Consider the following 24,149-nt stretch of genomic DNA (forward strand, 5'->3'; position numbering starts at 1 on the left):
AAATGAGTCAAAACTCAAGCTCATTAAGTCAATTAGCGCTCCAAAAATTCAAACAAGATTTTTTGGGCGTTTTTAGCTTTTGGTTTATTGTTTTAGTAGGCGTCATTTCAGTTTTTGCATATGCATTTGCTCCAGATAATTCGCAGCATGCCAATCAGATGCATTTAGCCATTCATTCTAAAAAGCCAGGATTTAAAGTGCAAATGTTAATTTTGCCATCTTCCATAGAAAACAATCAAAGTTTTATTGATAAGCTGTTTTTTGGAAAAAAAAATACAGAAACCGAAATTCCAATCTCAACTTATCAAATTACAGGTGAAACTTTATTTTATACCGAATATGCTTCAGATGGTCTTGAAGGAGCTGAAAAATCAATACATTTATCCAATTTTCAAGGAGTTAATGCAAGTTCTTTAATTCAAGAAAAAACATTCCTTTTCGGAACAGATAAATATGGACGCGATTTATTAAGTAGAATATTGGTTGGAGCAAGAATATCCTTTTTTATAGGTTTTGTTGCTGTTTTTATTTCTCTTGTCATTGGCATTTTTATGGGAAGTATTGCTGGATATTTTGGTGGAAAAGTAGATGCTTTTATTATGTGGATTATTAATGTAACCTGGTCTATTCCAACATTATTACTAGTAATAGCAATTACTTTAGCTTTAGGCAAAGGTTTTTGGCAAGTGTTTATTGCAGTAGGTTTAACTATGTGGGTTGAAGTGGCCAGAGTTGTTCGAGGTCAAATTATTAGCGTCAAAGAAATGCAATATGTAACAGCAGCAAGAGCTCTAGGGTTTAATGATTTTAGAATAATAACCAAACACATATTGCCAAATATTATGGCGCCAGTTATAGTTATTTCGGCAGCTAATTTTGCAGCAGCCATTTTAATTGAAAGTGGGCTTAGCTTTTTAGGAATAGGAGCTCAGCCACCAATGGCAAGTTGGGGAGCCATGATTAAAGATCATTATAATTATATTATTCTAGGAAAACCTTATTTAGCTTTAATTCCAGGGTTGTGTATTATGAGTTTGGTTATGGCATTTATGCTTATTGGTAACGCCTTGCGTGATGCTTTAGATGTGAAGAGTTAATTAATCTTCATATTATTATTTAAATCATCAATGTATTTTAAAACATTCTCTTTGCCAATATCTTTTGAAGAAGATGTAATAAAATAATTAGGCATCTCTTCCCAAGTTTCTAGAAGGATATTCTTATAATCTTCAATATGATTTTCTATAGCTTTCGGTCTTAATTTATCTGCTTTTGTAAAAATGATTGAAAACGGAATGCCATTTTCGCCTAGCCATTGCATAAATTCTAAATCTATTGGTTGAGGTTTATGCCTTATATCTACTAAAACAAAAGCAGAAACTAATTGTTCTCGAAAACTAAAATATTGTGTGATAAATTTTTGAAATGTCTTTTTAGCACTTTTCGAAACTTTTGCGTAACCATAGCCAGGTAAATCTACCAAATACCAGCTATTATTTATAAGAAAATGATTAATAAGCTGTGTTTTTCCAGGTCTTCCAGACGTTTTAGCAAGACTTTTTCTGCTTGTAAGCATGTTTATAAGTGAAGACTTGCCAACATTACTTCTGCCAATAAATGCATATTCAGGAATAAGATTTTTTGGACATTTAGCAACATCAGAATTGCTCATTACAAATTCTGCCGATTTTATTTCCATAATAAATTTCTATGAAGGTTGGAATCTCTTTTTAAGGATTTTACTATTTTAGAAACCTTTCTTATTAAGCCAGTTACTTAAAATTTCATTAAATTCGTCTGGATGTTCCATCATAGCTGCATGGCCACATTTGTCAATCCAAAACAATTCAGAATCTGGTAATAATTCATTAAATTCTTCTGCTACTTCAGGAGGAGTAACAGTGTCATTTTTCCCCCAAATAATACAAGTAGGAGTTTTCATTTTAGGTAAATCTTTTGCCATATTGTGTCTAATAGCACTTTTAGCAATGGCAAGAGTTTTTATAAGTTTATTTCTATCGTTTACAGTTTCGTAAACTTCATCAACAATCTCTTTTGTAGCTACTTCAGGATTGTAAAAAACATCTTGAGCTTTCTTTTTTATTACTTCGTAATCGCTTCGTTTCGTGTAACCTCCACCCATAGCACTCTCATACAATCCTGAGCTTCCAGTTATTATTAAAGCTTTTACTTTTTTTGGATATTGTTTTGTATGGTATAACCCAATATGTCCACCTAAAGAATTTCCTAATAAAATAACTTCATCAAACCCTTTAAACTCTATAAATTCATGTAAATATTTAGCAAAACTTTTAACATTTGTCTTAAGTAAAGACATCGTGTAAATAGGTAATTCAGGAATAATTACTTTGTAACCAATAGAGCTAAAGTGCTTAGTAACAGATTCAAAATTACTCAATCCACCCATTAATCCATGCAACACAATTATTGGTGTGCCTTCTCCAACTTCAATATATCTATAATCTTTTTCCTTTTTTAATCTATGCGCCATTAATTGTTATGTCTTTACAATAAAAACAAATATAGTCAAATCATTCATAATATATCCATATTAATTTATTGGTGTTAGAAAGCTTTATTAATGAGATATCAACATTAGGTAAATAAGTTTATTTAAAAGTTATAATCAATTGGTATTGAGTTTTTAGAGGCCTTAAATGTTATATAAAATCGAATTTAACATGCTGTTAATCGAAAATTTATCAACAAAGTGGTAAAATGTGGTAAAATGTGGTATATTTTTCAATATATTTGAAACTTAAACACAAAATTGAAAACCAAACCCTTTGAACTCATTAATAGGAACATACGAATGTAAAGTAGATGCTAAAGGAAGGCTTATGCTTCCTGCTGCGTTAAAAAAGCAATTGTCTCCTGTTTTGCAAAATGGGTTTGTAATAAAACGAGCAGTTTTTCAGCCATGTTTGGAGTTGTATCCAATGGCGGAATGGGAAGCTTTGATGCAGAATGTTAATAAGCTTAATCGTTTTAAGAAAAAGAACAACGATTTTATTAGACGTTTTACAGCAGGAGTTAAAGTTGTAGAGGTAGACGCTACAGGTCGATTATTAGTTCCAAAAGATTTAGTGGTTTTTGCAGATATCTCAAAAGAGATTGTGGTTTCGGCTGCAATTAACATTGTAGAGATTTGGGATAAAGATAAGTACGAACAAGCTATAGATGATGCAACAGGAGACTTTGCAGATTTAGCTGAAGATGTTATGGGACAAGACGATGAGCATGGAATATCATAATCCAGTTTTATTAAAAGAATCTGTTGATGGTTTAAATATTGTTGAAGATGGCGTGTATGTCGATGTCACCTTTGGTGGAGGAGGACATAGCAAAGAAATTTTGAAGAGGCTTGGAGATAAAGGAAGATTATTTGCGTTCGATCAAGATTCAGATGCTTTAGAAAACAAAATTGAAGATGAACGATTTACCCTAATCCATGAAAATTTCAGATTTACAAAAAGGTTCTTAAGGTTTTATGGAATTAAAGAAGTTGATGGCATTTTAGCCGATTTTGGAGTCTCTTCTCATCAATTCGATGTTGCTGAAAGGGGTTTCTCTACAAGGTTTGAAGCAGATTTAGATATGCGAATGAATCAACAAAGCAAACTGTCTGCATACCATGTGGTTAATGATTATGATGAAGAACAGCTTAAAAATGTGTTGTTGCAATATGGCGAATTAAGATCTGCACCTGCAATGGCAAGTGTTATTGTTGCTAATCGAGAAGTAGAGCCAATAAAAACAAGTGATCAATTAAAAAAAGTATTAAGAAAATTTTTGCCACCAAAACACGAAAATAAAGTGTTGGCACAAATATATCAAGCTATAAGAATTGAAGTAAATCAAGAAATAGAAGTTCTAAAAGAATTTCTGTTGCAAACACCAGACTTATTAAAAAAAGGAGGAAGATTAAGTGTTATTTCTTATCACTCTCTAGAAGATAGACTGGTTAAAAGATTTATAAGAAATGGCATGTTTGAAGGAGAGCCAGAAAGAGATGTTTTTGGAAATTTCGAAGTGCCATTAAAAAAAGTAGGTGGATTAATAGTGCCTAGTAAAGAAGAAATTAAAATAAATAATAGAGCAAGAAGTGCCAAATTAAGAATAGCAGAAAAGTTATAAATGAAGAAAGGGATTTTAAACATATTAAAAGGAACATTTCTAGTTAATGATGATGCATTTAAGAATTGGCGCATGATTCTTTTTGTTTCTTCATTGGCATTTGTAATGATTGCTAGTTCGCATAGTGCAGATAAAAAAGTACATAAAATAGCCAGATTAAATAACGAAGCTAAAGAATTGCGTTCAGCATTTGTAGATGGCAGGAAAAAACTCATGGAGCTCAAAAAAGAGTCAATGGTAGAACTGAAAATGAAAGAAAAAGGATTGGCCATTTCAGAGATACCACCAACAAAAATTAAAGTTAAATCTCAAAATTAGTTCAGCTTGGCAGTAAACGAGAAGAACATATTAAACCGATTGTATTTTATAGCAGGATGTATGTTCATCTTCGCTCTAGCAGTTGTGTTTAAACTTTTGAGTATTCAGTTTGTTCAAGGAGATAAGTACAGAGAATTAGCAGATGAACGCACTATTAAAAACGTAGTGATTCCTGCAAACAGAGGAAATGTGTATTCAATAAATGGAAATTTATTGGCAACATCCATTCCAAAATACGATATAAGAATCGATGCAATTACTCCTTCTACAGCAAGATTCGAAAAATACTTAAAGCCTTTATCAGATTCACTTTCAAAATATTCAGGAAAACCATCGTCTTATTATCAGAAAGAAATTAGAAAAGCTAGAGCTAATAAAAACAGATACTATCTTTTAGCAAGAGATATTGGCTATTCTGATTATATAAGAATTAGAAATTTCCCATTATTAAATCTTGGTGCTTATAAAGGAGGGCTTATTGTAGAGCAAACAACAAAAAGAGAGCATCCAATGGGAGGCGTTGCAGAACGTACCATTGGATATGAGCGATTCGATGAAGATGGAAATGTAACCAGACCAGGAATTGATGGTGCTTATGGTATAAAGTACTTAAGAGGAACTGATGGTTTAAGGTTGAAACAGAAAATTGGTAAAGGACAATGGAAACCAATTGCAGATTACAACCAAGTTGAACCAAGAGATGGATATGATTTATACACAACCATTAGTGTTAATATTCAAGATATAGCACATCATGCATTATTACAGCAGTTAGAGTATTATGAAGCTGATCATGGTTGTGTGGTAGTTATGGAAGTTGCTACTGGAGAAATTAGAGCAATTTCTAATTTAGGAAGAACAGAGAAAGGTAACTATTACGAGAAATTAAATTATGCTGTTGGTGAGTCTCACGAACCAGGATCTACGTTTAAAGTCATGGCGTTAATGGCTGCTTTAGAAGACAAGGTGGTAGATACATCTACCATAATAGACACAAGAAATGGTCGTAAAACATTTTATGGACGCGTTATAAACGATTCAAAACATGGAGGCTATGGTAAAATTTCAGCAGCAAGAACACTTGAAGTGTCTTCAAATATTGGATTGGCAACTATAATTGATGAGGCTTATTCTGAAAACCCAAAAAAATTCATTAATCGAATAAAAGGTTGGTCTTTAAACCAGCCACTTGGACTTCCAATTTTAGGTGAAGGTCAGCCAGTAATTCCAGAGCCTGGGCATAAATTATGGAGTAAAAATGCGTTGCCTTCAATGGCATATGGTTATAATTTAAGATTAACACCATTGCAAACATTAACGTTTTATAATGCCATAGCAAATAATGGCGTCATGGTAAAACCAACATTTATTAAAGAAGTACGAGAATTAAATAAGCAGATAGAAACTTTTGATAGAGCGATTATTAATAATAAAATTTGTTCAGATAAAACTATAAAGGAAACACAAGAGATTCTTAAAAATGTTGTAGTTCGTGGTACAGGAAGATCGTTGTACTCACCTTATTTCTCAATGTCTGGAAAAACTGGAACTGCAAAAACAGAATATTGGATGGACGATTGGGAAGAAAATCCACGATATGTATCATCTTTTGCTGGTTATTTTCCAGCCGAAAACCCTAAATATTCTTGTATTGTAATTATTCATAAACCTAGTACTAAAAAAGGATATTATGGAGCAGATGTTTCTGGTCCTGTTTTTAAGCGAATTGCACAAAAAATATTTACAGACACACCAATTATAGATGAAGTTCAATCTTTAAAGGTAAAAGATGTAGAGGTTGAAGAAGAGTTTGATAGTTATTTTAAAACAGCCCAAACATATAAAACCATTATGCCAAATGTAGTTGGTTTGCCACTTATGGATGCATTAGCGCTTTTAGAAAACATGGGTTTAAAAGTACAATCTCAAGGTGTTGGAACAGTAAAGTCTCAATCTCTTGATAAAGGATTAAAAATAAAAAAGAATCAAACAGTTGTTATCCAAGCATCATGATGACATTAAAAGACATATTATATAAGGTAACCCTCAATGCAGTTGTTGGTAGTACTAGTGTGTCTATAAAGCATATTGATTTTGATTCTAGAAATATTTCTAATAAGGATGCATTTGTAGCTATTAAAGGAACCGTTTCAAATGGTCATGAATTTATTGATAAAGCAATTAGTCAAGGAGCTGTTGCAATTATTTGTGAAGAATTACCAGATAATATTAAAGAAGGAATTACTTATATAGAAGTAGATAGTTCTTCACGAGCGTTAGCTATTATGGCTTCCAACTATTACCAGAACCCTTCTACAAATTTAAAGCTTGTTGGTGTTACAGGAACAAATGGAAAAACAACCATAGCTTCATTGTTATATCAGTTATTTAAAAAAGCTGGTTTTAAAGTCGGTTTGCTATCAACTGTAAAAATTATGGTTGATAATAAAGAATACAGAGCCACGCATACAACACCAGATTCTTTAACAATTAATAAATATTTAAAGAAAATGAATGATGAAGGAGTAGCTTATTGTTTTATGGAAGTAAGCTCTCATGGTATTCATCAAAATAGAACTGAAGGTTTACATTTTGAAGGAGGAATATTCACAAACTTATCTCACGATCATTTAGATTATCACGACACATTTTCAGAATATAGAGATGTCAAAAAATCATTTTTCGATAACCTACCTGCTTCAGCATTTGCTTTAGTAAATGTAGATGACAAAAATGGTTTGGTTATGCTTCAAAATACAAAAGCGAAAAAAATTACATACGCTTTAAAAGGCTATGCAGATTATAGAGCACAAATTTTAGAAAATCAGTTAAATGGCTTGTTGCTTAAAATAAATGAAAGTGAAGTATGGACTAGATTAATTGGGAATTTCAATGCTTATAATGTACTGGCTATTTATGCAGCTGCTGAATTATTAGGTCTTGAGAAAGTAGAAAACTTAAGAATTATAAGTGAATTAGAAAGTGTAGATGGAAGATTTCAATATTTCATTTCAGATGAAAAAATTACGGCTATAGTTGATTATGCACATACACCTGATGCTTTAAAAAATGTATTAGAAACCATAAATAGTATTCGTACTAAAAACGAAGAATTAATTACTGTTTTTGGTTGTGGTGGAAATAGAGATAAAACAAAACGTCCTAAAATGGGACACATTGCTTCTGCTTTAAGTACCAAAGTAATCATTACAAGCGATAACCCTAGAAACGAAGTTCCAGAAACCATTATTGATGAAATTGAAAAAGGCATAGAGCCACAAAATTTCAAAAAAATAGTTTCGATAACAGATAGAAAACAAGCTATAAAAACGGCTTGCCAGATGGCAAATCCAAACGATATTATTCTAATTGCAGGTAAAGGTCATGAAACGTATCAAGAAATTAAAGGAGAGAGATTTGACTTCGACGATTATAAAATAGTACAAGAATTTTTAAAACAATTACAAAAATAACTATGCTGTATTACCTATTCGAATATTTAGAAAAGCAATTTCAGATTCCTGGAGCATCACTCTTTGGTTTTATAACTTTTAGAGCTGCTATGGCAATAATTCTCTCATTGCTTATTTCTACAATATTTGGTAAACGGATTATTAGATTTTTGCAAAAACAACAAGTTGGAGAAACCATAAGAGATCTTGGTTTAGAAGGCCAAGTAGAAAAAGCTGGTACTCCAACTATGGGAGGAATCATCATTATTCTCGCGACACTTATACCAGTATTATTATTAGCGAAACTGGAAAATATATATATAATCCTATTAATAGTAACAACACTATGGATGGGAACCATTGGGTTTATTGATGATTATATTAAAAAATTTAAAAAAGATAAAGAAGGATTAAAAGGACGTTTTAAAGTGCTTGGTCAAGTTGGATTAGGAATAATAGTTGGTACAACACTATACTTCCATCCAGATGTAACACTTAAAGAAAAGTTGCCAATAGAGCAACAGCAAGTAATATTAGCTGCTGATGCGAATGTGTCTCCTTCAAAGCTTTTCGAAGCTGAAGAACGCTCAACCAAAACAACCATTCCTTTTGTAAAATCTAATGAGTTTGATTATGCTGATATTATTTCTTGGGTCAATCCAGCTTGGGCAAAATATGCTTGGATTATTTTTATTCCAATTGTCATTTTTATAATAACTGCAGTTTCAAATGGAGCCAATTTAACCGATGGAATCGATGGCCTCGCAGCAGGAACATCAGCAATAATAGTACTTACATTAGGCATCTTTGCTTGGGTTTCAGGTAACATCATTTTTTCAGACTATCTCAATATTATGTATATCCCGAGAGTTGAGGAAATTACCATATATATAGCAGCTTTTGTTGGTGCTTTAATTGGATTTTTATGGTACAATACCTATCCAGCACAAGTGTTTATGGGAGATACTGGAAGTTTGACTATTGGAGGGATTATAGCTGTAATTGCTATTGCAGTTAGAAAAGAATGGCTTATACCTGTGTTGTGTGGTATTTTCTTAGCTGAAAATTTATCAGTGGTTATGCAAGTAAGTTGGTTTAAATATACCAGAAAGAAATATGGTGAAGGAAGACGCATTTTTAAAATGTCTCCTTTACATCATCACTATCAAAAATCAGGATATCATGAAAGTAAAATAGTTACTAGGTTTTGGATTGTTGGAATCTTGTTAGCTATTATTTCAATTGTGACCTTGAAGATTAGATAGAGTTTTGTCATGCTGAGCTTGTCGAAGCATCTCAAAATATAAAAAAATGAAAAAACAAAGATTAGTCATATTAGGTGGAGGAGAAAGTGGTGTTGGAACAGCGCTTTTAGGAAAAGCAAAAGGCTTTGAAATTTTTGTTTCAGATAAAGGAATAATAAAAGAGAAATATAAAGAAGTTCTTATACATAATGAGATTGAATGGGAAGAAGAAACCCATACAGAATCAAAGATTCTGAATGCAGATGTGGTAATGAAAAGTCCAGGAATTCCAGATAAAGCGCCTTTGGTAAAACAAATTCGAGAAAATGGCATTCAAGTAGTTTCAGAAATTGAATTTGCAGCTAAATATACCAATGCAACAATTGTTGGAATTACTGGAAGTAATGGTAAAACAACTACAGCTTCATTAACGCATCATATTCTAACTCAAGAATTAGAAGTTGGTTTGGCTGGTAATATTGGAGACAGTTTTGCAAAACAAATTTTAGAAAAAAATTACCCAAACTATGTGTTAGAAATTAGCAGTTTTCAGTTAGATGATATTGTTGATTTTAAACCATATATAGCAGTAATTACAAATATTACTCCAGACCATTTAGATAGATATAATTATGAATTTGAAAACTATATCGCTTCAAAATTTAGAATCGCTTTAAATCAAACAAAAGAAGATTATCTGATTTACGATGCAGACGATCAAGTCATTTTAGATTGGTTAGATAAACACCCAGTTCAATCCACATTATTACCATTTTCATTAGTGAAAAAAATTGAAAATGGCGCGTATTTAGAAAATGATAATATTAAAATAACAATAGATAACAACCAAATAGACATGTCAACAAAGGACTTAGCGTTACAAGGAACACACAATATTAAAAATGCCATGGCTGCTTCAACAGTCGCACATTTATTAAGAATTAGAAAACAAACAATTAGAGAGAGTTTAGAGAATTTTCATGGAGTTGAACACAGATTAGAAAATGTATTGAAAATCAATAAAGTTCAGTATATAAACGACTCGAAAGCAACTAATGTAAATGCAACATATTACGCATTGGAAAGTATGGATGCGCCAACAGTTTGGATAGTTGGAGGTCAAGATAAAGGAAATAATTATCAAGAATTATATCCTTTTGTTAACGAAAAAGTAAAAGCTATTATTTGTCTTGGTGTGGATAACGAAAAGCTATTGGAAAATTTTAGCTCTATGGTAGATGTTATTATTGAAACTCAATATATGAGTGAAGCAGTAAAAATAGCTTATAAGTTAGCTGAAGCAGGCGATAATGTGTTGTTGTCTCCAGCTTGTGCAAGCTTCGATTTATTCGAAAATTATGAAGATAGAGGAAGACAATTTAAAGATGCAGTAAGAAATTTATAAAAACAAAATAATAGAATTAATGTCCTAAAAGGATGAAAGGTATTTTCAATAACATAAAAGGTGATAGATTAATTTGGGCAATTGCAGCATTGCTAGCAATTTTCTCGTTCCTACCTGTTTATAGTGCAGCAAGTAATCTAGCTTATGTTGGTGAAAGTGGAAATACCTTTTCTTTTTTCTTAAAACACCTTATGCATTTATTTCTTGGCTTTACTATTATGTATGGTGTTCATAAAATACCATATCGATATTTTAGAGGTTTGTCTATAGTATTAATTCCTGTTGTTTTAGTGTTATTGGTAATTACTATGTTACAAGGCACTACTATAGAAGGTGCAAATGCAAGTAGATGGATACAAATTCCATTAGTAAACATGTCGTTCCAAACGTCAACATTTGCTTTTGTTGTTTTAATGGTCTTTGTGGCAAGATATATGTCTAAAATAAAAGATAAAGAAATTACTTTTAAAGAATCTATTTTACCACTTTGGATACCAGTGTTTCTTGTTTTAATCCTTATTCTTCCAGCTAATTTTTCAACAGCTGCAATCATGTTTTTAATGGTTGTTATGTTAGTTTTTTTAGGTGGATATCCAATAAAATATTTAGCAGTTATTATTGGAACTGGTATAGTAGCGCTTCTGTTTTTTGTTTTAATAGCAAAAGCATTTCCAGATGTCATGCCAAATAGAGTTGATACTTGGATGAGTAGAATTGAAAATTTCTCAGATGGAGGAGATACAGAAGCAGATTATCAAATTGAAAAAGCTAAAATTGCTATAGCTTCTGGAGGCATTCAAGGTGTTGGGCCAGGAAAAAGTATACAGAAGAATTTTTTACCTCAATCCTCTTCAGATTTTATTTACGCTATTATAGTTGAAGAATATGGCTTAATTGGAGGTTTTGTATTAATGATATTTTATCTGTGGTTGCTATTTAGAATTGTAATTGTATCGCAAAAAGCAGATACCATTTTCGGTAAGCTATTAGTGCTAGGTGTTGGTTTGCCTATTGTATTTCAAGCATTAATAAATATGGCAGTTGCCGTAGAATTGTTTCCAGTAACTGGACAAACCTTACCCTTAATAAGTAGTGGAGGAACATCAATTTGGATGACCTGCTTAGCATTAGGAATTATTTTAAGTGTAAGTGCAAAAAGAGAAGAAATAAAAGAACAAGAAGATAAAGAAGACAATCCGTTAGAAATTCTTTCGGAAGCTTTATAAAATATAAAAGATTAAAAGTGTCAAATAAAAAGGAATATAGAATTATTTTATCAGGAGGAGGAACTGGGGGACACATCTATCCAGCCATTGCTATTGCTAATGAAATTAAGCAACGTTATCCTGATGCCGAATTTTTATTTGTAGGTTCTAAAGATAGAATGGAAATGGATAAAGTGCCTCAAGCTGGTTATCAGATTGAAGGTCTTTGGATCTCTGGAATTCAACGAAAATTTACTATAAAGAATTTAAGCTTTCCTTTTAAACTTATAAATAGTTTGTTTAAAGCAAGAAAAATTATCAAAAGGTTTAAACCAAATGTAGTTATTGGAACTGGAGGATTTGCAAGTGGTCCATTGTTGCAAGTGGCTACTTCAAAAGGAATTCCTAGTTTGATACAAGAGCAGAATTCTTTTCCTGGAATAACAAATAAGCTATTATCTAAAAAGGCCAGTAAAATTTGTGTGGCTTATGATGGTTTAGAGCGTTTCTTTCCAGAAAGCAAAATTATTAAAACTGGAAATCCAGTAAGACAAGGCTTATTAGATATCGATTCTAAAAGAGATGAAGCTAAAAAAGTATTCGCTCTTGAAAAAGATAAAAAAACACTTTTTGTTTTAGGAGGAAGTTTAGGAGCTAGACGCATTAACGAGTTAATTGAAAAAGAACTCGACTTTATACTAAGTCTCAATATACAAGTAATCTGGCAATGTGGAAAGTTGTATTACGATAAGTATAAAATATATAATAATACCAAACACGTTCAGGTTCATGAATTTATAAATAACATGGATTTTGCTTATGCAGCTTCAGATATTATTATTTCAAGAGCTGGAGCAAGTTCGGTTTCAGAATTATGTATAGTTGGTAAGCCGGTTATTTTTATTCCTTCACCAAATGTGGCTGAAGACCATCAAACAAAAAACGCCATGGCTATTGTTAATGAAAATGCTGCGTTATTAATAAAAGAAGCCGATTTAGAAGTTGATTTCGAAAATAAGTTTTCGCAATTAATATTATCTGTTGAAAAGCAAAACGAATTAAGTGAAAATATAAAAAAGTTAGCATTAGTAAATGCTACAAAACAAATAGTGGACGAAATAGAAAAGCTATTAAAGAATTAATGAATTTAGACAATATACATAACGTTTATTTTATTGGAATTGGTGGCATTGGCATGAGCGCTTTGGCCAGATATTTTCATGCAAAAAATAAACGTGTTGCAGGATACGATAAAACCCAAACAGATATTACTGATGGTTTAGAATCTATAGGTATTCAAGTTCATTTTAAAGATTCTGTAGCTAATATTCCTGATGCATTTTTAAATTACGATACCACTTTGGTGGTTTACACACCTGCAATTCCAAAAGATAATATGGAGTTGGTTTATTTTAAAAACGAACCAAGTTTTACAGTCTTAAAACGGTCTCAAATTTTAGGAATAATTACCGAAAACACATACTGTTTAGCTGTAGCTGGAACTCATGGAAAGACTACTACCACAAGTATTTTAGGACATCTGCTTAACGAATGCAACGTTCCTGTAACAGCTTTTCTAGGAGGTATCAGCGAAAATTACAATTCAAATTTAATATTAAATGGAACAGAAGTTTCTGTAGTAGAAGCAGATGAATTTGATAGATCATTCTTAACTCTTTCGCCAGATTTAGCTTGCATTACTTCAATGGATGCAGATCATTTAGATATTTATGGTGATGCTTCAGAATTAGTAAAATCTTTTGAAGATTTTTCAAAAAGAGTTAAGGAAAACGGTAAACTGTTTGTTAAAAACGGATTGCCTTTAAAAGGAATTACTTATGGAATTGAAGATAGTTCAGACTATGCAATTCAAAATATAAAAATAGAAAAAGGTGCCTATGTTTTTGATGTAAATACACCAAAAACAACACTTGAAAATTTACAATTTAACCTACCTGGTAGACATAATCTGTCGAATGCATTAATAGCCTTGGCGATGGCTGTAGAGTATGGTTGCCCTCACCAGCAGCTCGCCAAAGCTTTAGCATCTTACAAAGGAGTTAAGCGTAGATTTTCTTATCATATTAAAACAGAAGATTTAGTTTTTATTGATGATTATGCACATCATCCAGAAGAAATAAATGCTGTACATCAGGCTGTTCGAGAAATGTATCCTGAAAAGCAAGTTTTAGCAATTTTTCAGCCACATTTATTTAGTAGAACCAGAGATTTTGCAGACGATTTTGCTAAAAGTCTTTCAAAGTTCGATAACATCTTATTATTAGAAATCTATCCAGCTAGAGAGCTACCAATAGAAGGTGTCAGCTCGAAATGGTTATTAGATAAAATTGAAAACAATAACAAACAGTTAATAAATAAATCTGAGATTATTTCAAAAATAAAAGAAAGCAAAGCACAAATAATATTGACAATTGGTGCTGGAGATATTGGAGAAGAAGTTAAACATATAAAACAAGCTTTAAGTGTTGCGAGTTAATTGGAACTACATAAAAATGATTGGTTTACTAGGAATAGTAATATTTCTATATGCTTTTTCAACAGTAAAAAATATTGAAAGAAAAGTGTCTGAACCTGTTATTAAATTCAAAGGAGATAACAACCTTTTCTTAACACATGAGAATGTTAGTAAATTGTTAATACAAAAAAATCAAAGTGCTAAAAATAAGTCGAAAGAAACTTTAGATTTGAATGAATTAGAAACTGCCCTGAATTCTAATCAAATGGTTAAGTCGGCTCAAGTGCATTTATCAGTAAATGGGATACTTACAGCCGAAATTGAACAGAAAAAACCTATAGCAAGAGTACGTACAAATGCATCATATTATATCGATGATCAGGGAACTTATATGCCTTTGTCATCAAATTATACTGCTAGAGTGCCTCTTGTAACTGGACAAATTGAAAAAAATAATTTAGCAAATGTTTTTAAAATAGCACAGAAAGTAAATGAAGATGAATTTTTAAAAAAACATGTTATTGAAATTCATCAAACAGAAAAAAATACAATTTTTTTAAAATTTAGACAATACAATTTTACAGTTCAACTAGGAAGTTTGAAAAATTTAGACAAGAAAATCATGAATCTAAAAGCATTCTATAATAAAGCGTTAAAAGAGAAATCTCTTAATAATTATGCGAATGTAAACTTACAGTTTGAAAGTCAGGTTGTGTGTACTAAAATATAAACTATGGAAAACAATATAGCAGTAGGATTAGACATAGGAACCACAAAAATTGTGGCCATGATTGGTCGTAAAAATGAATATGGAAAAGTAGAGATTTTAGGTATAGGAAAATCTAAAAGTCTTGGTGTCCATCGAGGTGTAGTTAATAACATTACACAAACAATTCAGTCCATACAACTTGCTGCTCAAGAAGCAGAAGCAGCTTCTGAATTTAAAATTGAAGATGTTACTGTTGGAATAGCAGGTCAACATATTAGAAGTTTACAACATAGCGACTATATAACCAGACCAAATTCTGAATTAGTTATAGATGAAGAAGATATTGAGAGATTAATAAATCAAGTACATAAACTGGTTATGCTTCCTGGAGAAGAGATAATCCATGTATTACCACAAGAATATAAAGTAGATGGTCAAGCCGAAGTTAAAGAGCCAATTGGTATGTATGGAGGCAGATTAGAGGCAAATTTCCATGTGGTAGTTGGACAAGTGTCATCTATTAGAAATGTTGGACGTTGTATTAAAAGTGCTGGATTAAATTTAGAAGGCATTACACTTGAGCCACTAGCTTCAGCTAATGCTGTTTTAAGTCAGGAAGAAAAAGAAGCTGGTGTAGCTCTTATTGATATAGGAGGTGGAACTACAGATTTAGCAGTATTTAAAGATGGCATAATTCGTCATACAGCTGTTATACCTTTTGGTGGAAATGTTATTACAGAAGACATAAAAGAAGGTTGTTCAATAATTGAAAAACAAGCCGAATTATTAAAAATAAAATTTGGTTCTGCATGGCCAGGAGAAAATAAAGAAAACGAAATTGTATCTATTCCTGGTTTAAGAGGTAGAGATCCAAAAGAAATAACTCTTAAAAATCTATCAAAAATTATTCATGCTAGAGTAGTAGAAATAGTTGAGCAAGTATACGTAGAAATAAAAAATTACGGTCACGAAGAGCAGAAGAAGAAACTTATTGCTGGAATTGTACTAACTGGAGGTGGAGCTCAATTAAAGCATTTAAAACAACTAGTAGAATATATAACTGGTATGGATACCAGAATTGGTTTCCCAAACGAGCATTTGGCTGGAGATAGTGACGATGAAATTACAAGCCCTCTCTATGCCACAGCAGTTGGACTAGTTATGGATGGTTTAAAAAGACAAGAAAGAAGAAGAGCAGAAAAGGTAGAAGAAGAGGTTATTGAAGATATAGTAAATGAAGTTGAAGAAGAACCAAAGCAAAAACCAGAAAGACGTTCTTTCTTAGATAAATTAACAGAAAGAGTGAAAGATTTTTTAGATAACGCAGAGTAATTCTAAAAATCAAAAAAAAAGTATATAAAATTAATCCAAATAGATATTTATAATATCTCAAAAAGTAATAGATCATTAAAACCCGAAATTCATGAGCAGCAACAAAGAATTCGAAAGTAGTATTTCATTTGATTTACCTAAAAATCAATCAAATGTCATCAAAGTTATTGGTGTTGGAGGTGGAGGTAGCAACGCTATCAATCACATGTTCCAGCAAGGAATAAAAGGAGTAGATTTTGTAATCTGTAATACAGATGCACAAGCACTTCAAAATAGTGGTGTCCCAAACAAAATTCAATTAGGCTTAAATTTAACCGAAGGTTTAGGTGCAGGTGCAAATCCAGATATTGGAGAGAAATCTGCTGTAGAAAGTTTCGAGGACATTCAACGTATGTTAGATTCAAATACCAAAATGGTGTTTATTACTGCAGGAATGGGAGGAGGAACTGGTACAGGAGCTGCTCCAATAATTGCTAAAATGGCTAAAGACTTAGACATATTAACTGTTGGAATAGTTACAATGCCATTTCAGTTTGAAGGAAAAATGCGTATTCAACAAGCACAAATTGGTGTAGAAAAATTAAGAGATGTTGTAGATTCTCTTGTAGTTATAAATAATAACAAACTTCGCGAAGTATATGGGAATTTAGGTTTTAAGGCTGGTTTCTCTAAAGCAGACGAAGTGCTATCTACTGCTGCTCGTGGTATTGCAGAAGTTATTACACATCACTATACACAAAATATCGATTTACGCGATGCTAAAACAGTATTAAGCAATAGTGGAACAGCTATAATGGGTTCTGCAATGTCTTCTGGACAAAATAGAGCTCATGAGGCTATTTCTAAAGCATTAGATTCACCTTTATTAAACGATAATAAAATAACTGGAGCCAAAAATGTATTGCTGCTAATTGTCTCTGGTTCTCAAGAAATTACTATTGATGAAATAGGTGAAATAAACGACCATATTCAAAACGAAGCAGGTCATGGAGCTAACATTATTATGGGTGTTGGTGAAGACGAATCGTTAGAAGAGTCTATTGCTGTTACAATTATTGCAACGGGTTTTAATATCGATCAGCAAGACGAAATATCTAATACAGAAGCAAAAAAAGTAATTCATGCTTTAGAAGAAGACAAGCCTTTTGAACAAGATTTATCAAAAAAGGAACAAGCTCCAGCTATTATAACTCCAAATATCGAGTTAGAAGAAAAAAATGAAACACCTATTGTTAAACATACTTTAGATTTAACAGAACTAGATGAATTTACTAATCAGAAAAATATTTCAAATGAAAATGAATTAATTCCTACTTCAGAATTAATAAGAAATATTAATGTTGTTTATGATGAAGTTCTGGATTCTGTAAAAGAGGAAGATTTTATTATTACTGAAATTCAATCTGAAACAAAAAAGGAAGAACCATTAGAATTAGATGAAGAAGAACAACAAATAACTCTAACTTTCGATATGCCTATAAGCGAATCAACTATCGAAAATAAAGATGATGATTTTGTAGTACATGATTTAGAGGAAAACATTAAAAAAATTCCTGTAAACGACTATGTAGAGCTAATACCTGTTACAGAAACTAACGAACATGGAGAAACCAGATATGCACTTGACGATTATATTGAAATAGAATCTGGAATTAATAAAAAGCAAAAGCAGGAACAGACTCTAGAAATTGCAGAAGAATTGGACAAGGAAATAGTATTCGAAAAGAAAACTATTAATCAAGAAGAGTCTGAAGCAGCAACTGAAGAAATAGACCCAATGAATACGCCTATTTCAGAATTGCTAAAAGATAGAGCTGAAGAGCGTAGACGTAAGATGAAAGATTTTAATTATAAATTCAATAATTCAAAAATTGACGATATAGAAAAAATTCCAGCTTATAAACGCCAAGGAATCAATCTAGACGAAACACAGCATTCATCTGAATCTAGTATGTCTGGAACAAGTATTAGTACAGATGATAACGACGATTTACAATTTAGAAGTAATAATTCGTTTTTACACGATAACGTAGATTAATTAATAGCGATCAAGTTTAGTGTTTAAGCTTCTTGAAAACCTCAAATTATCACTTTGATAATTTTGAGGTTTTCTAATTTTTAAAACTCACTTAAAAGAAGAATCTTTTTTTTCTTAGTATCTTCGTGCTTTCCAAAAAATATAAAAATGAGTTTACAACAAGAGGTTATGGCTGCTTTAAAAGAAGCCATGAAAGCTAAAGATCAAACAGCATTAACAGCATTAAGAGCTGTAAAATCTGCTATATTATTAGCTCAAACAGAAAGTGGAGCTAAAGAAGAATTAACTGAAGAGCAAGAGCTTAAAATATTACAGAAACAAGTAAAACAGCGTAAGGATAGTGCTGCTATATATTTAAAACAAGGTCGTGAAGATTTAGCAGCTCCAGAATTAGCTGAAGCAGAAGTTATCAATCAATTTTTACCTGAAGCACTAACGGAAGAAGAAATAGAAAAAGTAGTTGTTATGACTATTGAAAGTGTTGGGGCAGAAGGCATGAAAGATATGGGAAAAGTTATGGGGATAGTAAGTCAGGAATTAGCTGGTAAAGCAGATGGGAAGACCATTTCTAATATTGTTAGAGGGAAGCTATCTTAATTTCCTAATATAATAATTTGTGTCACCTTGAACGCAGTCGAAAGGTCACGCCGACGATGTTGAAAAGCGTTTAAAAGAACATAATGCAGGAAAAACTAAATCTACAAAAGGGTATTTACCTTGGAAATTAGTTTACTTTGAAACTTTTAAAACAAAACCAGAAGCAATTCTTCGTGAAAAGTATTTTAAAACTGGAAGTGGGAGAGAGTTTTTGAATGGAAAAATAATTAGTTATTAATGGCCTCGTAGTTCAACTGGATAGAATATCAGATTTCGGCTCTGAGGGTTGGAGGTTCGAATCCTCTCGAGGTCACGAATAAACAAAATTCCTAATCGTCAAATCAAGCTCACTTGAATTTGTAAGTTTAGGAATTTTTTTTCTAAGCCTAGCTTTAAAGGGTCAACTGGTAAAGCGAAGTTAATTCTAAATATCGCTATGTAAGTAAATTCGCTTGAATTTGTAAGTGCCGTTTTTTCTTTTTTTCAATTTATTTTTTTCTATTATTGTATGATTAGAATTTCGTACCATGCTTTTAATTGCCCCAGAACAAGATTATTATATAGGACTATTTATTTTAGTTGTACTGCTTGGGTTTTTACTTGTTATTGTTTCAATATGGTTGAGACAAATAGCTGTGAGTGTTTTCGATGGTATTGAAATGGGCTCTATATTTATAACAAAACGTCCTGTATTTATTTATTTCTACCCCTTTTTAAACAAGTTATCGCCAAAGCAAGAAAGCATATTAAAACAACAATTTACCTTTTATAATAGATTGAATAAAAGAAAAAGAGCTTATTTTAAACACAGGGTAGCTGCTTTTATCAAACAGAAACAATTTGTGGGTAACGATGGGTTTTTAATTACAGATGAAGTAAAAGTGTTGATTTCTGCAACTGCTGTTATGCTTACCTTTGGTTTTAGGGATTATATTATTAAATCCATAAAAACAATAATAGTTTATCCAACCCAATATTATTCAACCGTAAATGATGATTATCACAAAGGGGAATTCCATGTGAATCTAAAAACATTGGTGTTGTCTTGGGATAATTTTATGGATGGATTTAGAATAGAAGACGATAAATTAAATCTGGCTATTCATGAGTTTGCACATGCCATTCATTTTAACAGTATATACCAAAACGATATAAATTCGGTTATATTTTTGGATACCTTCAACGAACTGAGAGAATTACTTTCAAATAACGATAGCTTGAGGTCTCGTTTGGTTCACTCCGAATATTTAAGAAATTATGCATTTACTAACGACTTTGAGTTGCTAGCCGTTATTTTAGAAACCTTTATTGAATCTCCTAATGAATTTAAAAAGTATTTTCCTAAAATTTATGGTCTGGTAAAACAAATGCTAAATTTCAATTTCTCTGGATATTAATTGAAATATTTAGTGTTTCTATTATATTTCTTGACAACATACGTTATTGTGATTTTTGAAATTAGGAATAATAAAAATAATGTGTTGTTGTTTTAAAACGTCCAACACTAATTTTATGTTTTCATCATTTGTATCTATTAACTCCTCATCTTTCAATAGTGTTTCAACTTGAGACTTCATGTTTTTGTTATGATATTCCAATAAAAATTCGTTGTCGTAAAGTTTTATCAAACAATCGTTTTTGCCAAAATCCAGTGTAGCTTGTGGGTTTGTTTTTAAAATAGATTCTTCATTAGAATAGGCTTTTTGTAACACTTTGTAAAGAGCTTCAAGAACCCTGTTGATAGTTACGGAATTTAAACAAATTTTATGTTCGCAATTCAAGATAACATCGTAATTACATCTAATGTTGCACACACCTTTTTTGCCCCATATCAATTCGTTGTATTGGGCAAAGCTTCCCCAACTTCCAGGACCAGTTGGGCCATAAATACCTACTGTAGGAATATTATAGGCTCCAGCAACATGTGTAATTCCAGCATCATTACCAATGTGGAACAATGCACCAGATAAAGCTTCTCCAACGTCATCCATTCCACCAGTAATATAACTAACATGTGTCATGGGTTTAGTGAAGTAAGATTTAATTTCAGGATCATTAGGTCCCATTATTATCTTACAATCTAAATGTGGATATATAATGGCTAATCTTTCAATTAGTTGTGCATATTTTTCAGTTGGCCATATTTTTAATAAAAATCCTGCACCATGATGAACTACAAAATGCTTCTTAGTTATTGTTTTTGTTTTTGCAAAATATGGAAAACCATAATATTCACTACTTATCTCAATATGCAGCTTTGCAACTGTATCTATATAATGTTGTATAGCATGTTGCTTTACTTTTTTGTGGGTTGGGTATTTTAGTGCATGAGGCAAATCAAAACCTCTAAAAGCTGGGTAATTACCTAATTCATATATGTTGTCAAATATATTTTCTTGCTTCTTTGCATCCTCTTCGTTTATAACTAATATGTTTTTTAGGTGTTTAGAAAAAAAAGGCACTAATCTTGGTGCAACAGCAAAACTTAAACTATCTGAAACATTGGCTAATTTATTTATTGCTGGAATTGCAAAGAATATATCGCCTAAACCACCATAGCTTTTATAAACCAAAACTTTTCCTAATGACTTACTTTTGTTCTGTTTTTTGTTATTTAATATAGTGTCAATTTCTTTCCAAAAATCAACTAATACAGCTTTCATTTCATCAATGGCTTTTGCTTTGTTGTCTGGGTAAAAATCAAATGAAAAAGTTCCTATCTTATCGTTAGAAATAATTTTGCAACCAGAAAGGAAAGCTTCTGCTGCTAATCTACCAGATGGTTCAGGCCAAACAGGTTGGCAAAAAAAAGTTTTTGTTCGACCTAGAATATTTAATACTTCATTATTAGAAATCGGTTCATGAAACTCAACATTATTAGGAATTATTTGTCTTAAATAATTTTTGCCATAAACAGGAAATTTTTTTTCTGGATGCTTTTCTGCAAATTCTATGTATGCTTTTCCTCCTTTCAAATAATTTAAATCTCCAAAAAATGGAATGACATCATCAATTTTGTTTTTACTGATATTTAGATTATCGACATCTACTGTTGGAGGATATGTTTTATAGTTTTTTATAGCTTCACCATAAAAATCATAGTGAGCTTCATAATGTTTTGGAGATTGAAAAATGTTAAGTATTGCATTAGCAAATAACTTTCTGTATATATGAAACTTATCGGGATTACAACAACTCTTTATTGATCTGTCTACTGTACAAAGGATATTTCTTCTAATACAAAAATTATAGTCAAATTCTATTTTTATGTATGGTATAGATAATGATAATATAAAGTCAATCAATTCTAATTCAAAAGGGCATCTAGATGTACTATTAACTACTAATAAATTAGATTTTAAAATATTTTTCTTCGTGATTTCGAAATCCTTGAGATTTTCTGTAAGAATATTGTAGTTTAAATTTGAGCCAGTTGAGATTAATTGATTTATAGTAAGTTCTGCACCTCTTGGAGTATTTAAAGAGGTGTCGTGTAAAAAAAGAATGTTATTCAAGGCATAAGTAATTTAGACTCAAGAGTAAGAGTCAGTTTAATCAATTCAACAATTCTCCTTAATAACCATCACAATAGTATCCATCGTCATAGTAACCATCACAATAGTATCCATCATCATAATATCCATCGTCATAATATCCATCATCATAATAACCATCATCGTAGTATCCATCATCATAATACCCATCTCCATAATAGCCGTCGTTAAAGGAATCATCATCATCACTGCTGCAAGAAGTAGCAATAGAAGCTGTAATTGAAATAGCAGAAATAGCTAATAATGCCTTTCCTGATTTTTTTAAAAAATGCCTCCTATTCATAACAAAATGATTTGTTAACTAAGTTAGAAAAAAATTCAATAAACACAAAATGTTTTTTTTGTAACGAAAAATGTAGAAAATTAGTATTAACACTGACATTTATCATGGTTTTTAAGGGTTCCAATTCATAACTTTATTACTGAATTTAAAACCAAGATAAGATGAAACGTAGAACACCAATTTCAGACATAATGACCAAAGAAGTCATTACATTAAATCATACAGACGATTTAGAAACTGCAGAGCGTATATTTAAAACTAAAAAAATTAGACATATACCTGTAGTGAGTGGCGAAAAAATTATTGGCATGCTAAGCTATACAGATTTGTTACGTATTAGTTTTGCCGATGCTATAGATGAAGATGAAGATTCTGTAGATACTGTAGTATATAATATGTTTACTATAGAACAGGTAATGGCAAAAAATTTAGTAAGTGTAACATCAACAACATTAATTAAAGAAGTGGCTGAAATTTTATCAAAAAGAGAATTTCATGCTCTACCAGTTGTAGATAATGATAAGTTAGTAGGTATTGTTACTACAACAGATTTAATTAACTATCTTATAGAACAATTCTAACTAATTAATAGTTAAAAAAAAAGACTCCAATTGGAGTCTTTTTTTATGAATTTATAAGCCTTTTTAAATCTTTAATTGTTTCTGGTTGATTGCTACTTTTAAATATATAACTTCCAGCAACTAAGACATCTGCTCCAGCATCTATTAATGCTTTAGCATTTTTATCTGTAACTCCACCATCAATCTCTATTCTGGTTTTTAAACCTTGATCGTTGGCCATTTTTCTTAGCTTCTTAATTTTATTATAGGTCATTTCTTCAAATTTCTGTCCTCCAAAACCAGGATTGATAGACATAAGTAATACCATGTAACATTTTGGTAAAATATCTTCTAAAACAGAAACAGGAGTTGTTAAGTTTAATACTACTCCAGCTTTGCATCCTGCATCTTCTATTTGAGTTAGGGTTCTATGTAAATGAACAGTAGATTCGTAATGAACAGTAATAATATCTGCCCCAACTTTAGCGAATTCCTCAATATAGCGTTCAGGTTTTTCAATCATTAAATGCACGTCTAAAGGTTTAGTTGCATGCTTTTTAATAGCTTGAATTACTGGCATACCATAAGAGATGTTTGGAACAAAATGTCCATCCATTACATCTATATGAAACCAGTCTGCTTCACTGTTATTAACCATTTCAACATCACGTTGAAGGTTGCCAAAATCTGCTGCTAAAATTGAAGGTGCTATTAATTTAGAGTTCATTGTAGAGTTGTTGTTTTGTTTTCGCAAAAATAGGCAAAAAAATGAAGCCAGAGTAATCAGCTCTGGCTTCTTTCATCAATCAAAAAACGAA

At 31.4% G+C, this 24,149-nt stretch carries 22 protein-coding genes, 1 tRNA gene and 1 pseudogene; 19 read left to right on the plus strand and 5 right to left on the minus strand.

Features of this window, described 5'->3' with window-relative positions; translation table 11 throughout:
- Positions 1–2 precede the first annotated feature (2 nt).
- Entirely contained in the window at positions 3–1,097 is a 1,095-nt protein-coding gene (locus LX78_RS07875) for an ABC transporter permease (protein WP_109682118.1), read from the plus strand.
- Here the strand turns inward: LX78_RS07875 and yihA are convergent.
- Complete coding sequence (gene yihA / locus LX78_RS07880; RefSeq protein ID WP_109682119.1) at positions 1,094–1,699, minus strand: ribosome biogenesis GTP-binding protein YihA/YsxC; 606 nt, start codon at positions 1,697–1,699, stop codon at positions 1,094–1,096. The genes LX78_RS07875 and yihA overlap by 4 nt on opposite strands.
- 48 nt (positions 1,700–1,747) lie before the next feature.
- Positions 1,748–2,512 carry an alpha/beta fold hydrolase gene (locus tag LX78_RS07885; protein WP_109682120.1) on the minus strand — a complete coding sequence of 255 codons (765 nt, stop codon included), beginning with the start codon at positions 2,510–2,512 and terminating at the stop codon, positions 1,748–1,750.
- 295 nt (positions 2,513–2,807) lie between these two features.
- Between LX78_RS07885 and mraZ the strand changes: the two genes are divergently transcribed.
- The 17 genes and pseudogenes from mraZ (at position 2,808) to LX78_RS07970 (ending at position 20,331) form a co-directional block, all read left to right on the plus strand.
- Positions 2,808–3,275, plus strand: coding sequence for a division/cell wall cluster transcriptional repressor MraZ (gene mraZ / locus LX78_RS07890; RefSeq protein ID WP_109682121.1), 468 nt, complete (start codon positions 2,808–2,810; stop codon positions 3,273–3,275).
- Positions 3,262–4,158: a 16S rRNA (cytosine(1402)-N(4))-methyltransferase RsmH gene (gene rsmH, locus LX78_RS07895; protein WP_109682294.1), complete on the plus strand. Its 897-nt coding sequence runs from the start codon at positions 3,262–3,264 to the stop codon at positions 4,156–4,158. Before mraZ ends, rsmH begins: the two co-directional genes overlap by 14 nt.
- The gene (locus LX78_RS07900) at positions 4,159–4,476 is read left to right on the plus strand and encodes an FtsL-like putative cell division protein (RefSeq protein ID WP_109682122.1); all 318 of its coding nucleotides are present in this window, start codon (positions 4,159–4,161) and stop codon (positions 4,474–4,476) included.
- A 60-nt stretch (positions 4,477–4,536) separates the two neighbouring features.
- Entirely contained in the window at positions 4,537–6,489 is a 1,953-nt protein-coding gene (locus LX78_RS07905; protein ID WP_109682123.1) for a penicillin-binding protein, read from the plus strand.
- Positions 6,486–7,949 carry a UDP-N-acetylmuramoyl-L-alanyl-D-glutamate--2,6-diaminopimelate ligase gene (locus LX78_RS07910; protein WP_109682124.1) on the plus strand — a complete coding sequence of 488 codons (1,464 nt, stop codon included), beginning with the start codon at positions 6,486–6,488 and terminating at the stop codon, positions 7,947–7,949. Before LX78_RS07905 ends, LX78_RS07910 begins: the two co-directional genes overlap by 4 nt.
- A gap of 2 nt (positions 7,950–7,951) precedes the next feature.
- Positions 7,952–9,193 carry a phospho-N-acetylmuramoyl-pentapeptide-transferase gene (gene mraY, locus LX78_RS07915; RefSeq protein ID WP_109682125.1) on the plus strand — a complete coding sequence of 414 codons (1,242 nt, stop codon included), beginning with the start codon at positions 7,952–7,954 and terminating at the stop codon, positions 9,191–9,193.
- Between the two features lie 46 nt (positions 9,194–9,239).
- Complete coding sequence (gene murD, locus LX78_RS07920; protein ID WP_109682126.1) at positions 9,240–10,577, plus strand: UDP-N-acetylmuramoyl-L-alanine--D-glutamate ligase; 1,338 nt, start codon at positions 9,240–9,242, stop codon at positions 10,575–10,577.
- Between the two features lie 32 nt (positions 10,578–10,609).
- Positions 10,610–11,803, plus strand: a complete 1,194-nt coding sequence (locus LX78_RS07925) for an FtsW/RodA/SpoVE family cell cycle protein (protein ID WP_109682127.1) — start codon at positions 10,610–10,612, stop codon at positions 11,801–11,803.
- Between the two features lie 17 nt (positions 11,804–11,820).
- Positions 11,821–12,924 carry an undecaprenyldiphospho-muramoylpentapeptide beta-N-acetylglucosaminyltransferase gene (gene murG / locus LX78_RS07930; protein WP_109682128.1) on the plus strand — a complete coding sequence of 368 codons (1,104 nt, stop codon included), beginning with the start codon at positions 11,821–11,823 and terminating at the stop codon, positions 12,922–12,924.
- Positions 12,924–14,279, plus strand: a complete 1,356-nt coding sequence (murC, locus tag LX78_RS07935) for a UDP-N-acetylmuramate--L-alanine ligase (RefSeq protein ID WP_109682129.1) — start codon at positions 12,924–12,926, stop codon at positions 14,277–14,279. The genes murG and murC overlap by 1 nt, the downstream gene beginning before the upstream one ends.
- 16 nt (positions 14,280–14,295) lie before the next feature.
- Positions 14,296–14,988, plus strand: a complete 693-nt coding sequence (locus tag LX78_RS07940) for a cell division protein FtsQ/DivIB (protein ID WP_342766614.1) — start codon at positions 14,296–14,298, stop codon at positions 14,986–14,988.
- 3 nt (positions 14,989–14,991) lie between these two features.
- The gene (gene ftsA / locus LX78_RS07945) at positions 14,992–16,299 is read left to right on the plus strand and encodes a cell division protein FtsA (protein ID WP_109682131.1); all 1,308 of its coding nucleotides are present in this window, start codon (positions 14,992–14,994) and stop codon (positions 16,297–16,299) included.
- A gap of 91 nt (positions 16,300–16,390) precedes the next feature.
- Positions 16,391–18,337: a cell division protein FtsZ gene (gene ftsZ / locus LX78_RS07950; protein ID WP_109682132.1), complete on the plus strand. Its 1,947-nt coding sequence runs from the start codon at positions 16,391–16,393 to the stop codon at positions 18,335–18,337.
- Between the two features lie 147 nt (positions 18,338–18,484).
- Positions 18,485–18,934 carry a GatB/YqeY domain-containing protein gene (locus tag LX78_RS07955; protein ID WP_109682133.1) on the plus strand — a complete coding sequence of 150 codons (450 nt, stop codon included), beginning with the start codon at positions 18,485–18,487 and terminating at the stop codon, positions 18,932–18,934.
- A 55-nt stretch (positions 18,935–18,989) separates the two neighbouring features.
- Positions 18,990–19,172: pseudogene (locus LX78_RS07960) on the plus strand (GIY-YIG nuclease family protein); the annotation flags it as partial.
- A 1-nt stretch (position 19,173) separates the two neighbouring features.
- Positions 19,174–19,247: transfer RNA gene (locus LX78_RS07965), tRNA-Arg, on the plus strand.
- A 214-nt stretch (positions 19,248–19,461) separates the two neighbouring features.
- Entirely contained in the window at positions 19,462–20,331 is an 870-nt protein-coding gene (locus tag LX78_RS07970; RefSeq protein ID WP_109682134.1) for a zinc-dependent peptidase, read from the plus strand.
- A gap of 21 nt (positions 20,332–20,352) precedes the next feature.
- On the opposite strand, the gene LX78_RS07975 is transcribed toward LX78_RS07970, so the two are convergent.
- Together LX78_RS07975 and LX78_RS14875 are read right to left on the minus strand one after the other, a co-directional pair.
- Positions 20,353–22,449, minus strand: coding sequence for a glycosyltransferase family 9 protein (locus LX78_RS07975; protein ID WP_109682135.1), 2,097 nt, complete (start codon positions 22,447–22,449; stop codon positions 20,353–20,355).
- A gap of 58 nt (positions 22,450–22,507) precedes the next feature.
- Positions 22,508–22,771 carry a hypothetical protein gene (locus LX78_RS14875; protein WP_185117706.1) on the minus strand — a complete coding sequence of 88 codons (264 nt, stop codon included), beginning with the start codon at positions 22,769–22,771 and terminating at the stop codon, positions 22,508–22,510.
- 161 nt (positions 22,772–22,932) lie between these two features.
- Between LX78_RS14875 and LX78_RS07985 the strand changes: the two genes are divergently transcribed.
- Positions 22,933–23,352, plus strand: a complete 420-nt coding sequence (locus LX78_RS07985; RefSeq protein ID WP_109682136.1) for a CBS domain-containing protein — start codon at positions 22,933–22,935, stop codon at positions 23,350–23,352.
- A gap of 43 nt (positions 23,353–23,395) precedes the next feature.
- Here LX78_RS07985 and rpe read toward each other — a convergent pair whose 3' ends face one another.
- Positions 23,396–24,058 (minus strand): ribulose-phosphate 3-epimerase, encoded by a 663-nt coding sequence (gene rpe, locus LX78_RS07990; protein ID WP_109682137.1) that lies wholly within the window; start codon positions 24,056–24,058, stop codon positions 23,396–23,398.
- Between the last annotated feature and the right edge of the window lie 91 nt (positions 24,059–24,149).

Source organism: Xanthomarina spongicola, from assembly GCF_003148645.1.
GTDB classification, from domain to species: Bacteria; Bacteroidota; Bacteroidia; order Flavobacteriales; family Flavobacteriaceae; genus Xanthomarina; species Xanthomarina spongicola.

What these genes read in the sequence shown, in the direction of transcription:
- LX78_RS07875 (WP_109682118.1), top strand. Translation starts at nt 3, where the DNA reads ATGAGTCAAAACTCAAGCTCATTAAGTCAATTAGCGCTCCAAAAATTC.
- yihA (WP_109682119.1), bottom strand. Translation starts at nt 1,699, where the DNA reads ATGGAAATAAAATCGGCAGAATTTGTAATGAGCAATTCTGATGTTGCT.
- LX78_RS07885 (WP_109682120.1), bottom strand. Translation starts at nt 2,512, where the DNA reads ATGGCGCATAGATTAAAAAAGGAAAAAGATTATAGATATATTGAAGTT.
- rsmH (WP_109682294.1), top strand. Translation starts at nt 3,262, where the DNA reads ATGGAATATCATAATCCAGTTTTATTAAAAGAATCTGTTGATGGTTTA.
- LX78_RS07900 (WP_109682122.1), top strand. Translation starts at nt 4,159, where the DNA reads ATGAAGAAAGGGATTTTAAACATATTAAAAGGAACATTTCTAGTTAAT.
- LX78_RS07905 (WP_109682123.1), top strand. Translation starts at nt 4,537, where the DNA reads ATGTTCATCTTCGCTCTAGCAGTTGTGTTTAAACTTTTGAGTATTCAG.
- LX78_RS07910 (WP_109682124.1), top strand. Translation starts at nt 6,486, where the DNA reads ATGATGACATTAAAAGACATATTATATAAGGTAACCCTCAATGCAGTT.
- mraY (WP_109682125.1), top strand. Translation starts at nt 7,952, where the DNA reads ATGCTGTATTACCTATTCGAATATTTAGAAAAGCAATTTCAGATTCCT.
- murD (WP_109682126.1), top strand. Translation starts at nt 9,240, where the DNA reads ATGAAAAAACAAAGATTAGTCATATTAGGTGGAGGAGAAAGTGGTGTT.
- LX78_RS07925 (WP_109682127.1), top strand. Translation starts at nt 10,610, where the DNA reads ATGAAAGGTATTTTCAATAACATAAAAGGTGATAGATTAATTTGGGCA.
- murC (WP_109682129.1), top strand. Translation starts at nt 12,924, where the DNA reads ATGAATTTAGACAATATACATAACGTTTATTTTATTGGAATTGGTGGC.
- LX78_RS07940 (WP_342766614.1), top strand. Translation starts at nt 14,296, where the DNA reads ATGATTGGTTTACTAGGAATAGTAATATTTCTATATGCTTTTTCAACA.
- ftsA (WP_109682131.1), top strand. Translation starts at nt 14,992, where the DNA reads ATGGAAAACAATATAGCAGTAGGATTAGACATAGGAACCACAAAAATT.
- ftsZ (WP_109682132.1), top strand. Translation starts at nt 16,391, where the DNA reads ATGAGCAGCAACAAAGAATTCGAAAGTAGTATTTCATTTGATTTACCT.
- LX78_RS07955 (WP_109682133.1), top strand. Translation starts at nt 18,485, where the DNA reads ATGAGTTTACAACAAGAGGTTATGGCTGCTTTAAAAGAAGCCATGAAA.
- LX78_RS07970 (WP_109682134.1), top strand. Translation starts at nt 19,462, where the DNA reads ATGCTTTTAATTGCCCCAGAACAAGATTATTATATAGGACTATTTATT.
- LX78_RS14875 (WP_185117706.1), bottom strand. Translation starts at nt 22,771, where the DNA reads ATGAATAGGAGGCATTTTTTAAAAAAATCAGGAAAGGCATTATTAGCT.
- LX78_RS07985 (WP_109682136.1), top strand. Translation starts at nt 22,933, where the DNA reads ATGAAACGTAGAACACCAATTTCAGACATAATGACCAAAGAAGTCATT.
- rpe (WP_109682137.1), bottom strand. Translation starts at nt 24,058, where the DNA reads ATGAACTCTAAATTAATAGCACCTTCAATTTTAGCAGCAGATTTTGGC.